Raw genomic sequence first — 13644 nt, 5'->3', positions numbered from 1 at the left:
GGGGATCCGGGCGGGATACCGATCGTTGTAGCGAACGAAAAACCCCCGGCCCGTTTCGTCGTGGACCGGTAGGCGCGGGCCGGTCGGCGGCGGTACTCTGCGTGTTCACGACGTATTGCGGCCGTGCCGCGGGCACCGGGCCGGCGGAACTCGCGGGCGGCCCGGACGGACGGGAGCCCGATGCGCGTCTACACCCAGCAGCTCCACGGCACCGGCTATCGATTCGAGGGCCTCGTCGATGTCCTGGCCAAGGCCACGCCGCGGCGGAGCGGCGACGAACTGGCCGGTTGCGCCGCGGCCACGGATGCCGAGCGGGCGGCCGCCCAGTGGGTCCTGGCCGAGATACCGCTCACCGAGTTTCTCGAACAGCCCGTGGTGCCCTACGAATCCGATGAGGTGACCCGGCTCGTCCTGGACGGTCACGACCGCGCCGCGTTCGCGCCGATCGCTTCGCTCACCGTCGGCGATCTCCGTGACCACCTGCTCGGTATCGTCGCCGGCGACGGTGGGGCCGACCCGGATACGACTCTGCGTGATCTCGCGCCGGGACTCACCCCGGAGATGGTCGCCGCTGTCAGCAAGATCATGCGCAATCAGGATTTGATCGCGGTGGCGGGCGCGGTGCGGGTGCGTTCGGCGTTCCGGACCACCATCGGTGTGCCCGGTACCCTCGCCACCCGGTTACAACCCAACCATCCCACCGACGATCCGCGCGGTATCGCCGCCGCCGTGCTGGACGGCCTGCTGCTCGGCTGTGGGGACGCCGTGATCGGGGTCAACCCGGCCACCGACTCACCGCGCGCCGCCGCCGAGCTCCTGCGGCTACTGGACGATATCCGCACCCGATTCGATATTCCCGCCCAATCGTGCGTGCTGGCGCATGTCACCACCACCCTCGACCTGATCGCGGCCGGGGCGCCGGTGGATCTGGTGTTCCAGTCCGTCGCCGGTACCGAGGCCGCCAACGCGGCCTTCGGGGTGGACCTGGCCCTGCTGCGCGAAGCGGAGGAGGCCGGACGCTCCCTGGGCCGGGGAACAGCCGGCGACAATGTGATGTACCTGGAAACGGGCCAGGGGTCGGCGCTTTCGGCCGGTGCCCACCTGGGCACCGGGGGACGGCCGGTGGACCAGCAGACACTGGAGGCACGGGCGTACGCGGTAGCCCGGGAGTTGCGTCCGCTACTGGTCAACAGCGTGGTCGGGTTCATCGGGCCGGAGTATCTGTACGACGGGAAACAGATCGTCCGCGCGGGGCTGGAGGACCATTTCTGCGGCAAATTGCTCGGGCTGCCGATGGGGGTGGACGTCTGCTACACCAACCACGCCGAGGCCGATCAGGACGATATGGACACGCTGCTGACGTTGCTCGCCGCGGCCGGCTGCGCCTTCGTGATCGCGGTTCCCGGCGCCGACGACATCATGCTGGGCTACCAGAGCCTGAGCTTCCACGACGCTCTCTACGCCCGCCGGGTACTCGGCCTGCGACCGGCACCGGAATTCGCGGCGTGGCTCGACCGGCTGGGCATGCTGGACCCCGCCGGCCGGGTGCTGCCGGTATCACCGGCCGCCTCGCCGCTGCGCGCGTTGACGGAGTCCCGGTGAACGCCGCGGCGGGCGAATCCGTCCAGGCGTTCTGGGCGGAGCTACGCCTGCTGACCCAGGCGCGTATCGGCCTGGGCCGGGCGGGGGACGCCCTGCCCACCCGCCGGGTCCTCGAAGCCGCCGCCGCGCATGCCGCCGCCCGCGACGCGGTGCACACCCCGCTCGATACCGCGGCTTTCACCGCGCGAATCGCGGAACTGGGTCTCGGCGCGCCGCTCGTCGTCCGCAGCCGGGCGCGCGATCGCGCCGAATACCTGCGCAGACCCGATCTGGGCCGTCTCCCGGCCACCGCGGGGCATACCCCGGTCGTACCGGCGGCCGGGGCCGATATCGGTGTGGTGCTCGCCGACGGTCTCTCCGCCCGGGCACTCGCCGAACACGGCCCGCCGACCCTCGCGGCGCTACTGGACCTGCTGCGCCCGCGATATTCGTTCGCGCCACCGGTGGTGGCCGTTCAGGCGCGGGTGGCGCTCGGTGACCATATCGGCGCCGCGGCGGGGGTGTCGACGGTACTGGTCCTGATCGGGGAGCGTCCCGGCCTGTCGGTCGCCGACAGCCTCGGCGTCTACCTCACCCATCGTCCGCGTCCCGGCCGTACCGATGCCGACCGCAACTGCGTATCCAATATCCACCCGCCGGAGGGCCTGGGATACCGGCGGGCCGCCGAGGTGATCGCCGGGCTGCTGGCCGGAGCGCACCGGCTCGGCCGTTCCGGTATCGCCCTGAAGGACACCTCGGAGGCGGCGCTGCCGGGGGCATCGGTCGCCCGCCCGCCGCTCGATTCCTGATACGGATACGCCACGGCCCCCGAACACGGGGCTCCGGGATTTCCGGGTGTGTTCAGGGGCCGTGCGCGAACTCTCGTGGCTCAGTCCAGGTAATCGCGCAGCACCTGGGAGCGGCTGGGATGGCGCAGCTTGCTCATGGTCTTGGATTCGATCTGCCGGATACGTTCCCGGGTGACCCCGTAGACCTGGCCGATCTCGTCGAGCGTGCGCGGCTGGCCGTCGGTGAGCCCGAACCGCAACCGCACCACACCGGCCTCGCGTTCGGACAGGGTCTCCAGAACCGACTGCAACTGATCCTGCAGGAGGGTGAAGCTCACCGCGTCCACCGCGACCACGGCCTCGGAATCCTCGATGAAATCACCGAGCTGGCTGTCGCCTTCGTCGCCGATGGTCTGATCCAGTGAAATGGGCTCCCGGGCGTACTGCTGGATCTCCAGCACCTTCTCCGGGGTGATGTCCATTTCCTTGGCCAGTTCCTCCGGAGTGGGCTCGCGGCCCAGATCCTGGAGCAGCTCACGCTGGATCCGGCCCAGCTTGTTGATGACCTCCACCATGTGCACCGGGATGCGGATGGTACGGGCCTGGTCGGCCATGGCGCGGGTGATGGCCTGCCGGATCCACCAGGTGGCGTAGGTGGAGAACTTGTAGCCCTTGGTGTAGTCGAACTTCTCGACGGCGCGGATCAGGCCCAGGTTGCCTTCCTGGATCAGGTCCAGGAAGGCCATCCCGCGACCGGTGTAGCGCTTGGCCAGCGAGACCACCAGGCGCAGGTTGGCCTCGAGGAGATGGTTCTTGGCCCGGTTACCGTCGCGAATGATCCAGTTGAAATCACGCCGGGTGGCCACCGGGAGCTTTTCCCCGGCTTCGGTGAACTCGCGCATCTTCTCCGCGGCATAGAGACCGGCCTCGATCCGCTTGGCGAGTTCGACCTCCTCCTCGGCGTTGAGCAGCGCGACCTTGCCGATCTGCTTGAGATAGGCGCGCACCGAATCGGCGGAGGCGGTGAGCTCGGCGTCCTTGCGGGCCTGACGCAACGCCTCGGACTCTTCTTCGTCCCAGACGAAATCACCGGAGGCCTTGTCCGCCGCGGTCGGCTCGGCGGCGCCGTCGGCCTCGCCCTCGGCTTCCTCCTCGGCGACCTCGGCGACCAGATCCTCGCCCTCGTCGGTGAGATCGTCCTCGGAGACCTCCAGATCACCGAGATCCGCCACATCCAGCGAGTCGTCGTCGAGCTGTTCTTCGCCCGCGGCCGGCGCGCCGGCGCTGCCCGCCTTCTTGGCGGGGGCCTTCTTCGCCGCGCCCTTCTTGGCGGCGGCCTTCTTGGCCGGAGCCTTTTTGGCGGCGGCCTTCTTGGCGGGGGCCTTCTTGGCCGCGGCTTTACGCGCCGGGCGTGCCGCGGGAACTTCCGTGGCCTCGGCGTCGGCCGATTCGGCTGTCTGACGGGTATTCGTGGCTACCACGTACGCCCTTTCGTGACGGTCTCGTGCGGCGTCACGCCAGAGTAGGTTCCGGCGGAGCGGTCTGTCGGGTTTACCGGCCAAAACGCCGGTCGGGGGTCCGGCTCACCGCCGGGTGGTTTCCATTGTAACGATCCGACCAGTGTGCCCTTGCCCGTGTCGCGGACATCCTCAGGGGGTGATCCCTGCATCGATAGCCATGGCCGCGCCCACGATACCCGCCGTGTTCTTCAGGGTGGCAGGCACCACGGGGGTGCGGTTGGTCAGCAGAGGGATCCACTGGCCGGCATCGCGGCTGATCCCGCCGCCGGCCACGAATACGGTCGGCCAGAACAGGTTCTCCAAACTGCTCAGCGCCGTGCTGACCCGCGCCGCCCACTCGGGGTAGGAGAGGTTTTCGCGTTCCTTGATCGAGGCCGCGGCCCGATGCTCGATTTCGGTTCCACCGATCTCGAGGTGTCCGAGTTCGGTGTTCGGGACCAGGGTACCGCTGTTGAGCAGCGCCGAGCCGATTCCGGTGCCGAAGGTCAGCACCAGCACCAGTCCGTCGATGTTCCGGGCGGCCCCGTAGCGGTCCTCGGCCAGGCCCGCGGCATCGGCGTCGTTGAGTACGGTCACCTCGCGTCCGCCCAGTGCCGTGGCGAACAGGCTCCGGGCATCGGTGCCGATCCAGGATTTGTCGACATTGGCCGCGGTATGGGCCACCCCGTCGAGCACCACACAGGGCAGGGTGAGCCCGACCGGACCCTCCCACTCGGCCTTGTCCACCAGTTCCACCACGGCCGCGGCGACGGCGTCCGGCGTGGCCGGCCGCGGAGTCGCGATCTTGATGCGCTCGTACCGGAGCTCTCCGGTATCCAGATCGACCGCGGCGCCCTTGACGCCGCTACCACCGATATCGATACCGAACGCGTGCCGTCGACCGGACATGCGAGTTCCCTCGTTCCCTGTGCTGGCTGATGTCGTGGTGCACCGCACCGGTTTCCCGTCGGCCGGACCGTACGCGAGTACGTCGGAAACGGCGTCGAGCCGGCCGTACGGCGGCGCGGCCTCCTCCGGGCCGGCGCCGCGCCGGTGTGGTGTGCACAACAGGGTAATGCGCGGGCCCGGATTCCCGGACCGCAGGATCTGTGCTGCGATGGTAGGCGTGCCGGAATCGATTTGGTCTCTCCCCGCCACCCCCGAACCCGCGCCCGCCGATGCGGTGCTCTTGCGCCGGATAGCGACCCATCTGGCCGGTATCGCCGCCGCGCATGTGCGGGCACGCCGGCCGGAGGTCTTCGGGCCGGCCGGTTCTCTCGATACCGCGGTACGCACCAAGAGCACGCCGACCGACCCGGTGACCGTCGTCGATACCGAGACCGAACAGCTGATCCGCGGCGAACTCGCCCGGCTGCGCCCGGACGACCACATCCTCGGTGAGGAGGGCGGTGGCGATCTCACCGAGGCCGGCGCGGACGAGGTGGTGTGGGTGGTGGATCCCATCGACGGCACGGTGAACTTCCTCTACGGCATACCGGCGTACGCGGTATCGGTGGCCGCGGTGCGCGATGGCCGGCCGGTCGCCGCAGCGGTGGCCGATATCGCCGCCGCCACGCTGTACACCGCGGCGGTGGGCCTCGGCGCGCACCGCACCGATCCGGACGGCACCGATATCGCGCTGCGCTGCAATCCGGTGCGTTCGGTGCGCTTGGCGCTGGTCGCCACCGGGTTCGGCTACGCCGTGCCGCGCCGGACCCGTCAGGCGGCCTGCGTGGCCGAGCTGCTACCGCATGTCCGTGATATCCGCCGTATCGGGGCGGCCGCGCTGGACCTGTGCATGGTCGCCGAGGGACGGGTCGACGCGCACTACGAACACGGTCTCAATCCGTGGGACTGGGCGGCCGGTGCGCTGATCGCGGCCGAGGCGGGTGCGGTGCTGCGGCTACCTCCGCTCGCGACCACAGGCGCCGACGGCGCGCTGGTGGTGGCCGCCGCGCCCGGTATCGGGGCGGAACTGTTCGCCCTCCTGGACCGCCTGGGGATCTCGGCGCCGATCCCGGAGGTCTGAGGCACCTCCGGGGCCGTCTCAGCAGCGGGCGGTCCGCGCGGCCGCGAGCATATCCGGGTCGATGGCCGGGTTCTCCCCGCTCACCGGGTTCTTCAGCAACCGCAACACCTCTTCGGCGTCGTTGTTCGGCTGCAGGTCTCCGCCGAACACCGAACCCAGCACCAGATCGACGCTTGCGTCGGTCCGCTTGTCCTCGATCAGTTCCGCGCACGGTACGGCGAGTTGTACCGCCGCGGCGACCGGCCGACCGCTCTCCCCGAACCGGATCTGGCCGGTGCATTCCAGATCGCCGTTGGCATATATCGAATCGTTACCGTATGCGTCCCCGGGTGGACTGCCGAAACCGAGATCACCGAGCTGCGCCGCCACATGGGCGGCCTGTCCGCGCTGGCCGTTGGCGTTCAGGACACGCACCTGGGTATCCGCCATCGGGGCGGGCTCCACATCCACCAGAGCACTCGCGCCGACCCGCTGGCCGAGTAGGGGCTGGGGCCCGGCCTTCGGATCGGTGGCCGGGCTCGGTGAATTGCACGCCATCGGCGTGTAGTCGTCATCGTTGGTGGTCAGCGCCTTGATCCAGAGGCCCGCGCAGACCACGGCGAGCACCACGACCAGAATCAACCAGGGCCGCATACGCCGGCGCGGGAAAGGACGGCCTTTTTCATCCGTCGAACTGCCTTCGGTGATCAGTGAAACCACGCCGACACTGTACGTACCCCGGCCGGTGGTTCGCGCATTGCCCGGACGCTCCGGCCGTGTTAGCCGAACCGGTGCCGCGCGGCCGTGACCGGGGGTATCGATAAACCGGCGGTTACGACACGGCCGGGTTTCGATTGCGACATTTTCCGCACCGTCCGCTATTGTCTGCCCGCCCAGACCGAAACATCCATGAGTAATTCGGCGGTCGGTCGCGGGAACAAGCAGGGCAACTCATGCGTTGTCCGGACGCTATCAAAGGTGAATCCCGCGGATTCGCGCTGATAGGGGACCGGGTCGGGTGTGAAGTGCACCACCGGCGGGGCGGCGGGCGCGGTCGACAGAGACGGCGTGCGCCGATCCGGATATACGGAGTAAGGACGAGGGGAAGACGACATGGCAACCGACTATGACGCACCGAGGCGTACCGAATCCGACGATGTGTCGGAGGATTCGCTGGAGGAGCTGAAGGCTCGTCGCAACGAGGCCCAGTCCGCCGTCGTGGATGTCGACGAATCCGATACCGCGGAGTCGTTCGAACTCCCCGGCGCGGACCTGTCCGAGGAAGTGCTGACGGTCCGGGTGGTCCCGAAACAGGCCGACGAGTTCACCTGCTCGAGCTGTTTCCTGGTGCATCACCGCAGCCGGCTCGCCAGCGAGAGCGGCGGCCAGATGATCTGCATGGACTGCGCGGCCTGACCGGCCCGCGAGGTCATTCCGCGCTCGGGATCCCGAGCGCGGCCAGCACCTCTCCGGGCCGGCGCGTACTGATCAGCCAGTACGGCGTGGGATCCTCGGGATCGTCGAGCACCAGCAGCACCATCGTGGGCACCCACGGACGATGCTGCACGTAGGCCGCGGGGTCGAGCTGCCGGCCCAGCGCCGCGCTCTTGGCGCTTTTGGGCACCACGGTGGCGCGGGCGACGAACGATACCGGCAGATGTGCCCGGTCGACCCGCAGTTCCGGTGTGCCGGAGGCATCGGGTCCCACCTCGACCCGGTGCCGGCTCATCCACAACAGCACCCAGACGGGGACCGGGAACAGCAGGACGTAGGGAAGCCAGGCCCGCAGACCCGGAGCTCCCATATGGATCTCCGCGGCGAGCAGACCGGCGAGCGCGAAGCCCACCGGCCACCACCACAGCGGCACCCAGAGACGCTCGCGATGGACGCTGCGCTCCGGCCGCGCGTGGTGCTCGGTTTCGGTGGGTCGAGGCTGGTCGGACACGACTCAACACTAAGCGACACGCACGTCGGCCCTGCGCGTAGGCTGGTCGGACGTGAACGCACTCTCACCGATACCACTGCTCCGGCTGGACCCCGGGATCCCCATGCCGGCGCGCGCGCACGAGGGCGACGCGGGCGTGGATCTGTGCACTGCCAAGGACGTCGTCCTGGAGCCGGGGGAACGGGTACTGGTCGGCACCGGTATCGCTGTCGCGCTGCCCATGGGCACCGTGGGCCTGATCCATCCGCGGTCGGGGCTGGCGGCCAAAACCGGTTTGTCCGTGGTGAACACACCGGGCACGATCGATGCCGGCTATCGCGGTGAGATCAAAGTGTGCTTGATCAACCATGATCCGCGCACGGCCATCGAACTACGCCGTGGCGACCGGATCGCGCAACTACTGGTCCAGCGAGTGGAACTGGTCGATTTCGTGGCCGTGGACCGGCTCGACGACTCCGCGCGCGGCGCGGGCGGCTACGGATCCAGCGGGGGACACGCGAGTTTGACGCCGGGCGGTGCGGGCACCGCGAGCGGCAAGGAGGCCTGACATGTTCGGACGACGGAAATCGGGCGGGCGCAGATCCGGTGCGGATCGGTACGAGACCGGCGAGTACGACACCGGTGAGTACGACGAGAGCTACGACGACGGCGGATATCACCGCGCCGAGCACGACGAGCCGTACCAGGACGACTACGACGAAAGCTACGACGACGGATACGGTGGCGCCGCCTACAGCGACGCCTACGATGCGGCGATCGACGACCCCGATACCGAGCCGCAGCGGCGCGGTCCCTACGACTACGACGATGTCGCCGAGGTCCTGGAGAACTTCACCGATACCCGCCTCGATCTGGGCTCGGTGATTCTGCCGGTTCCGCAGGGCGGGCAGCTGCAGGTGGAGATGACCCCGCAGGGCACCCCGCAGGCGGTGCACCTGGCCACCGAGCACGGGCGTATCACCGTGGCCGCCTACGCCGCCCCCAAGACGAAGGGGCAGTGGCGTACGGTGGCCGCCGATCTCGCGGAATCACTGCGCAAGGACGGAGCCCGGGTATCGGTCGAGAAGGGACCGTGGGGCCGGGAACTGGTGGCGGTCACCGAGGGCGCCGATCTGCGGTTCATCGGTGTCGACGGGTACCGCTGGATGATCCGGCTGGTCGCGGCGGGGCCCTCCGGTGCGACCGCGGCGGGCAGCCCCCTGGTCGTCGCCGCGCGTACGGTGCTGAGCGAAACGATCATCCGGCGTGGCACCGACGCGCTGCCGGTACGCGAACCCCTGCCGGTGGTGCTCCCACAACAGCTCGCCGAACAGCTCACCGCCGCACACCAGCAGCAGCAGGCGCAGCAGCAGGCCGCCGCCCGGCCGCAGCCGGGCGCGCGCCCCGTGCCGACCGGAGCGGTTCTGCCCCCGCAGCAACCGCAGCAACCGCGCCGCGGCGCCGAGGGTTCGGCGATGCAGCAACTCGGACGCGGCTGATACCGGGCCGGCCCCACCACCAGGGGGAGGGGCCGGTTCAGCCGGTGTGGCCCGAGAGCGCCAGGCGGCCCAGGATGCCGGGGTCGGCGCCGAGTTCGTCGAGGGTGATCTCGGTGAGCAGCGAGCGCGGTGCCCGGCGTGCCCATTCCCGGCCCACCGCCACCGGGTGCACCGGATCATCCGCGGCGGCGATCACCGCCAGGGGTACGGCCAACGCGTCGAGCAGACCGGCTTCGGGCCATTTGTACCGCGCGGCCTCCTCCAGCGCCGCCGGAAGACCCGGCCACTGGGACCGCCACGACCGGGTCAGCGCGTCGGCGAGCCAGGCCGGGCTCCCGGCCCGCATCCGGGCGACCACCGGTTCCAGTCCCTCGGCTCGTAGCTGCGCCGCGGTGACGGCGGCGCTGAGGGTGGCGGGACAGTGCGCGGTATCCGGGCCCGTCCAGGCGGGCAGGGCGGCGACGACCCCGGTGACCTCGGCCGGGCCGCGGGTACTCGCCCATTCGACCGCGACCGCGGCGCCCAGGGAGATACCCGCCGCCAGAACCGGTCCACGGGCGACGGCGTCGTCGAGAGCGGCCCGGTAGCTGTCGATCACCGCGGCGGGATCGGGATCCACGGCCACCAGTTCGAGGCCCAGCGCGGTGCAGGCGGGCGCGAAGGCGCGGCGTGCGAAATGCGCATCGGAGCCGGTTCCGGGCAGGGCCACGACGCGGGCCGGACGTGGGGAATCGAACACCGGACCGAGCGTAGCGGCGCTGCCGGGACCCATCTACAGTGGCGAGTACGGCCACAGCTGGGCCGTAGCAGGAAACCCGGATGATGTGCGACCCATGTCATCCGCGCTTAGGAGAGCAGGCGATGTCTTCCTCCGCAGGAAGAAGAGCGGGCGCCAAGTCCGCTACCGGATATTTTCGCAGGCTCGGCCGTAGATTGACCGAGGATCTCGATCAGCTCGACGCCGAGCGGCTGGCGGAGACGGCCGATGCTTCGGGCGCCTGCCGGGTATCGGACTGCCGACGCGGTGAGGAGGCGATGATGCTGGGCCGTTTGCGCAGTGTCGATTCGTGTCCTCAGTCGGCGGGTGCGAGCGTGCAGGCGGAGTTCTTCGACGGCACCGACGCCATCACCCTGGTGTGGATCGGGCGTCGCCGGATACCCGGGATCGAGTCGGGCCGGCACATCATGGTCCGCGGCCGGGTCGGTGAACGCGAAGGCCGCAAGGTGATCTTCAACCCCTATTACGAACTGCGCGGAAACAACTGACGTATGCCATCGAGCGACGAGTACGCCACCACCCCGATCCCGCGGGCCGCTACCGCATCGGAAGCGGCCGCCGCGGACGGTCCGCGTGCGGAGCCCGCCGAACAAACCCTGCTGGAACAGTTGGGTGGCTTCGGCGGGCTCATCTACTCCACTCTGCCGGTGCTGGTGTTCGTACCGGTGAACACACTTTTCGGGCTCACCGCCGCGGTATGGGCCGCGCTCGGTGTAGCGGCCGCGGTCCTGGTGTGGCGGCTGGTGCGGCGTGAACCGATCCAGCCCGCCGTCTCCGGCTTCCTGGGCGTCGGGATCTGCGCGTTCATCGCCTGGCGGATGGGCGAGGCCAAGGGCTTCTTCCTGTTCGGTATCTACACCAGCCTTCTCTACGGCGCGGCGTTCCTGATCTCGATCCTGGTGCGCCGGCCGCTGGTCGGTGTGGTGTGGGGCGTACTCAACGGCCATGGCGGCGATTGGCGCGGTGATCCCCGGGTGGTGCGGCTCTACGATGTGGCGACCGCGACCTGGGTTCTGGTCTTCGGCGCCCGCTACCTGGTCCAGAATCATCTCTACGATGCCGACAGCACCGGCTGGCTCGCCGCCGCGCGTATCGCCATGGGCTGGCCGCTCACGGCGCTCGCGCTGGTGGTGACCGTCTGGGCGGTGCGCCGGGCGGGGCATCTGCCCGCCGCCAGCGGTCGGCACGCCGCCGACCGGGCCTGATTCCTCCGGTACCCGTTTTCCGCGGGTCGGCTCGTACGAAGGGTGGACGAATACCCACCCTTTGGTGTCTATCCCGGCGCCGCTGTTCGTCGGACGATCGTTACAGACGACGATCTGCCGAGAGGACTGGCGAATGCGTACCGAGCAGCACGCGAGCACCCGCCCGGAGCGGGGGCGCGACAACCCGACGTGGTCCCGGAGCCGCCGGGTATCCGCCGAATTGGAGGCCCTGGTCCCTTCCGCGGCAGCGGGTGACCGTGCCGCCGTGGCCGAAATCCTGCGCGTGGTACAGCCCCTGGTGCAGCGTTACTGCCGGACCAGGCTCGGTAATGCCACGCATCTGCAGGTAACGGCCGAGGATGTGACGCAGGAAGTGCTGATCGCGACGGTGCAGGCCGTCCCCCGGTATCGCTACCAGGGGAAATCCTTCCTCGCCTTCGTCTACGGGATCGCGGCGAACAAGGTGTCCGATGCTTTCCGTGGTGCGCAGATCCACCCGGCCTATCCCGTCGCGGAGGTGCCCGAGCAGGCATCCACGGCGGCCGGCCCGGAGGAGTGGGCGCTGGCGGCCGAACACGGCGCGGTGGCGCGCGAGCTCATGCAGCAACTCAATCCGGTGCACCGCAAGGTTCTGGTGCTGCGGATCGTGCTGGGATGGAGCGCGGCCGAGACGGCGGCGGCGATCGGTACCACCCCCGGCGTGGTGCGAGTCATGCAGTACCGGGCGCTCAACAAGCTCCGGGCCCGGGCGGGGCAGCCGGTCGCTGCCTGAACCGCGGTGCGTCGAATGCTGTCGGGAGGTCAGTATTCGGCATCCTGCGAGGGTGTGAGACCGGCGCCGGGCGCCGGTACGGCACCGTGCGGTGCCAGCACCGAGCGCAGTGCCTCCTCGGCCTCCGCCGAGGCGACGAACAGCAGCTCGTCCTCCCCTTCGAACGGGTCGTCGGGCTGCGGCACGATGACCCGACCGCCGCGGAGAATAGTGACCAGGGCGGAATCCCGCGGCAGGGTGAGGGTGCGGACCGGTTTCCCGGCCAGCGTGGTATCCGGCGGGAGCGTGAGTTCGACGAGATTGGCCTGTCCCTGCCGCAGCGTCATCAAGCGGACCAGATCGCCCACCGTGACCGCCTCCTCGACCAGGGACGCCAGCAGACGTGGCGTGGAGACCGCGACATCGACACCCCAGGCATCGTCGAACAGCCATTCGTTGCGTGGATCGTTGACCCGCGCCACCACCCGGCGCACCCCGAACTCGGTTTTCGCCAGCAGACTGTGCACCAGATTGGCCTTGTCGTCGCCGGTAGCGGCGATGACCACCTCGTAATCCTGTAGCCCGGCGTCCTCGAGCAGTTGCAGTTCGCAGGCGTCGGCGTGCACCCAGACCGCTTCGGGTACCGCTTCGGGGTCGATATGGTCGAGCTGACGTTCGAGCAGCATGACGCTGTGCCCGGACCGCAGCAGCTCCCGGGCTATGGAGCGGCCGACGGCCCCGGCTCCGGCGATGGCCACTTTCATGATCAGTCCTTGTTCGCTGGGGGTTTGGCGGCCAGCGCCACCGCTTCACCGGCGGAGCCGGAGGTGGCGGCCACGTACACGATGTCGTCGGCCTGGACGAGGGTTCTGGCGTCCGGCAGGATTCCCTGACCGAACCGGATGATGAACGCCACCCGGGCGCTGAGGGCCGCCTCCAGATCGCGGACGGTGCGTCCGTACCAGTCCTCGTGCAGGGCCAGTTGCGCGACGGCCACGGTGCCGGTGGGGTCGCGCCACGTGGTGGTGCCCGCGTCGCCGATGAGATTGTGCAGGAAACGGTCGGTTGTCCAGGGCACGGTGGCGATGGTCGGAATGCCGAGCCGTTCGTACACGGCGGCGCGTTTGGCGTCGTAGATCCGGGCCACCACCCGTTCGACCCCGAACATTTCGCGCGCCACGCGGGCGGAGATGATGTTGGAGTTGTCACCGGAGGAAACAGCCGCGAATGCCCCGGCCCGTTCGATGCCCGCGCGGCGCAGGACCTCCCGGTCGAAACCGACCCCCACCACTGTCCCGCCCGGGAAATCGGTGCCCAGCCGGCGGAACGCATCCGGATTCCGGTCGATCACGGCGACCTCGTGACCTATCCGGACCATGGCGCGGGCCAGCGAGGCCCCCACTCGCCCACACCCCATGATCACCACGTACACCGTGAACCTCGCTCCTGACTCGGTGTGCCTGCGACCCCGTGAACAGCCGCTCGGGTGCCGCGAGACCGAACCGTACTCGTCGGCTCTCGCCCCCTGCCACGTTCCCCCTGCCGCGGGTGGCCAAACTCCGGGTTCCGGTGATGCGTCGCGGCCCGCCTCCGGAGAGAGGCTTATGCTCC

General features: G+C 69.5%; 16 protein-coding genes. 9 read left to right on the top strand and 7 right to left on the bottom strand.

Features of this window, described 5'->3' with window-relative positions:
- Positions 1-180 precede the first annotated feature (180 nt).
- Both ACYR7D_RS25835 and eutC read left to right on the top strand, forming a co-directional pair.
- Positions 181-1602, top strand: coding sequence for an ethanolamine ammonia-lyase subunit EutB (locus ACYR7D_RS25835; protein WP_459547109.1), 1422 nt, complete (start codon positions 181-183; stop codon positions 1600-1602).
- A complete protein-coding gene (gene eutC / locus ACYR7D_RS25830; RefSeq protein WP_459547108.1) occupies positions 1599-2390 on the top strand; it encodes an ethanolamine ammonia-lyase subunit EutC in 792 nt (263 codons plus the stop codon). The genes ACYR7D_RS25835 and eutC overlap by 4 nt, the downstream gene beginning before the upstream one ends.
- A gap of 80 nt (positions 2391-2470) precedes the next feature.
- On the opposite strand, the gene ACYR7D_RS25825 is transcribed toward eutC, so the two are convergent.
- Both ACYR7D_RS25825 and ppgK read right to left on the bottom strand, forming a co-directional pair.
- A complete protein-coding gene (locus ACYR7D_RS25825; protein WP_459547107.1) occupies positions 2471-3850 on the bottom strand; it encodes an RNA polymerase sigma factor in 1380 nt (459 codons plus the stop codon).
- 168 nt (positions 3851-4018) lie between these two features.
- Positions 4019-4777 carry a polyphosphate--glucose phosphotransferase gene (ppgK, locus tag ACYR7D_RS25820; protein WP_459547106.1) on the bottom strand — a complete coding sequence of 253 codons (759 nt, stop codon included), beginning with the start codon at positions 4775-4777 and terminating at the stop codon, positions 4019-4021.
- A 217-nt stretch (positions 4778-4994) separates the two neighbouring features.
- Between ppgK and ACYR7D_RS25815 the strand changes: the two genes are divergently transcribed.
- Positions 4995-5897: an inositol monophosphatase family protein gene (locus ACYR7D_RS25815; protein ID WP_459547105.1), complete on the top strand. Its 903-nt coding sequence runs from the start codon at positions 4995-4997 to the stop codon at positions 5895-5897.
- Positions 5898-5915: 18 nt separating this feature from the next.
- Here the strand turns inward: ACYR7D_RS25815 and cei are convergent, their stop codons facing one another.
- Entirely contained in the window at positions 5916-6596 is a 681-nt protein-coding gene (gene cei, locus ACYR7D_RS25810) for an envelope integrity protein Cei (RefSeq protein ID WP_459547104.1), read from the bottom strand.
- 393 nt (positions 6597-6989) lie between these two features.
- On the opposite strand from cei, the gene ACYR7D_RS25805 reads away from it, so the two are divergent.
- Positions 6990-7292, top strand: coding sequence for a DUF4193 domain-containing protein (locus ACYR7D_RS25805; protein ID WP_459547103.1), 303 nt, complete (start codon positions 6990-6992; stop codon positions 7290-7292).
- A gap of 13 nt (positions 7293-7305) precedes the next feature.
- On the opposite strand, the gene ACYR7D_RS25800 is transcribed toward ACYR7D_RS25805, so the two are convergent.
- Positions 7306-7821, bottom strand: a complete 516-nt coding sequence (locus tag ACYR7D_RS25800) for a DUF3093 domain-containing protein (RefSeq protein WP_459547102.1) — start codon at positions 7819-7821, stop codon at positions 7306-7308.
- A gap of 52 nt (positions 7822-7873) precedes the next feature.
- Here ACYR7D_RS25800 and dut point away from each other — a divergent pair, with 52 nt between their 5' ends.
- Together dut and ACYR7D_RS25790 are read left to right on the top strand one after the other, a co-directional pair.
- Positions 7874-8368: a dUTP diphosphatase gene (gene dut / locus ACYR7D_RS25795; RefSeq protein WP_459547101.1), complete on the top strand. Its 495-nt coding sequence runs from the start codon at positions 7874-7876 to the stop codon at positions 8366-8368.
- A gap of 1 nt (position 8369) precedes the next feature.
- Entirely contained in the window at positions 8370-9299 is a 930-nt protein-coding gene (locus tag ACYR7D_RS25790) for a DUF3710 domain-containing protein (protein ID WP_459547100.1), read from the top strand.
- A 37-nt stretch (positions 9300-9336) separates the two neighbouring features.
- On the opposite strand, the gene ACYR7D_RS25785 is transcribed toward ACYR7D_RS25790, so the two are convergent.
- Positions 9337-10071 (bottom strand): alpha/beta fold hydrolase, encoded by a 735-nt coding sequence (locus tag ACYR7D_RS25785; protein ID WP_459547099.1) that lies wholly within the window; start codon positions 10069-10071, stop codon positions 9337-9339.
- 89 nt (positions 10072-10160) lie between these two features.
- Between ACYR7D_RS25785 and ACYR7D_RS25780 the strand changes: the two genes are divergently transcribed.
- The 3 genes from ACYR7D_RS25780 to shbA all read left to right on the top strand — a co-directional run bounded on the left by ACYR7D_RS25780 (position 10161) and on the right by shbA (position 12054).
- Positions 10161-10565, top strand: coding sequence for an OB-fold nucleic acid binding domain-containing protein (locus tag ACYR7D_RS25780; protein WP_459547098.1), 405 nt, complete (start codon positions 10161-10163; stop codon positions 10563-10565).
- A gap of 3 nt (positions 10566-10568) precedes the next feature.
- A complete protein-coding gene (locus ACYR7D_RS25775) occupies positions 10569-11282 on the top strand; it encodes a DUF3159 domain-containing protein (RefSeq protein ID WP_459547097.1) in 714 nt (237 codons plus the stop codon).
- Between the two features lie 133 nt (positions 11283-11415).
- The gene (shbA, locus tag ACYR7D_RS25770; RefSeq protein ID WP_459547096.1) at positions 11416-12054 is read left to right on the top strand and encodes an RNA polymerase sigma factor ShbA; all 639 of its coding nucleotides are present in this window, start codon (positions 11416-11418) and stop codon (positions 12052-12054) included.
- Positions 12055-12083: 29 nt separating this feature from the next.
- On the opposite strand, the gene ACYR7D_RS25765 is transcribed toward shbA, so the two are convergent.
- The gene (locus ACYR7D_RS25765; protein WP_459547095.1) at positions 12084-12797 is read right to left on the bottom strand and encodes a potassium channel family protein; all 714 of its coding nucleotides are present in this window, start codon (positions 12795-12797) and stop codon (positions 12084-12086) included.
- A 2-nt stretch (positions 12798-12799) separates the two neighbouring features.
- Complete coding sequence (locus ACYR7D_RS25760) at positions 12800-13465, bottom strand: potassium channel family protein (RefSeq protein ID WP_459547094.1); 666 nt, start codon at positions 13463-13465, stop codon at positions 12800-12802.
- Between the last annotated feature and the right edge of the window lie 179 nt (positions 13466-13644).

It is taken from the genome of Nocardia sp. X0981 (assembly GCF_977089955.1).
The sequence above is the reverse complement of the archived record's forward strand: the minus strand, read 5'-3'. Positions and strand labels throughout refer to the sequence as shown.

Excerpts from the sequence above, each read along its gene's own strand:
- ACYR7D_RS25790 (WP_459547100.1), top strand. The coding sequence starts at position 8,370 with ATGTTCGGACGACGGAAATCGGGCGGGCGCAGATCCGGTGCGGATCGG.
- ACYR7D_RS25780 (WP_459547098.1), top strand. The coding sequence starts at position 10,161 with ATGTCTTCCTCCGCAGGAAGAAGAGCGGGCGCCAAGTCCGCTACCGGA.
- ACYR7D_RS25775 (WP_459547097.1), top strand. The coding sequence starts at position 10,569 with ATGCCATCGAGCGACGAGTACGCCACCACCCCGATCCCGCGGGCCGCT.
- ACYR7D_RS25765 (WP_459547095.1), bottom strand. The coding sequence starts at position 12,797 with ATGAAAGTGGCCATCGCCGGAGCCGGGGCCGTCGGCCGCTCCATAGCC.
- shbA (WP_459547096.1), top strand. The coding sequence starts at position 11,416 with ATGCGTACCGAGCAGCACGCGAGCACCCGCCCGGAGCGGGGGCGCGAC.
- ACYR7D_RS25835 (WP_459547109.1), top strand. The coding sequence starts at position 181 with ATGCGCGTCTACACCCAGCAGCTCCACGGCACCGGCTATCGATTCGAG.
- ACYR7D_RS25785 (WP_459547099.1), bottom strand. The coding sequence starts at position 10,071 with ATGGGTCCCGGCAGCGCCGCTACGCTCGGTCCGGTGTTCGATTCCCCA.
- ACYR7D_RS25805 (WP_459547103.1), top strand. The coding sequence starts at position 6,990 with ATGGCAACCGACTATGACGCACCGAGGCGTACCGAATCCGACGATGTG.
- ppgK (WP_459547106.1), bottom strand. The coding sequence starts at position 4,777 with ATGTCCGGTCGACGGCACGCGTTCGGTATCGATATCGGTGGTAGCGGC.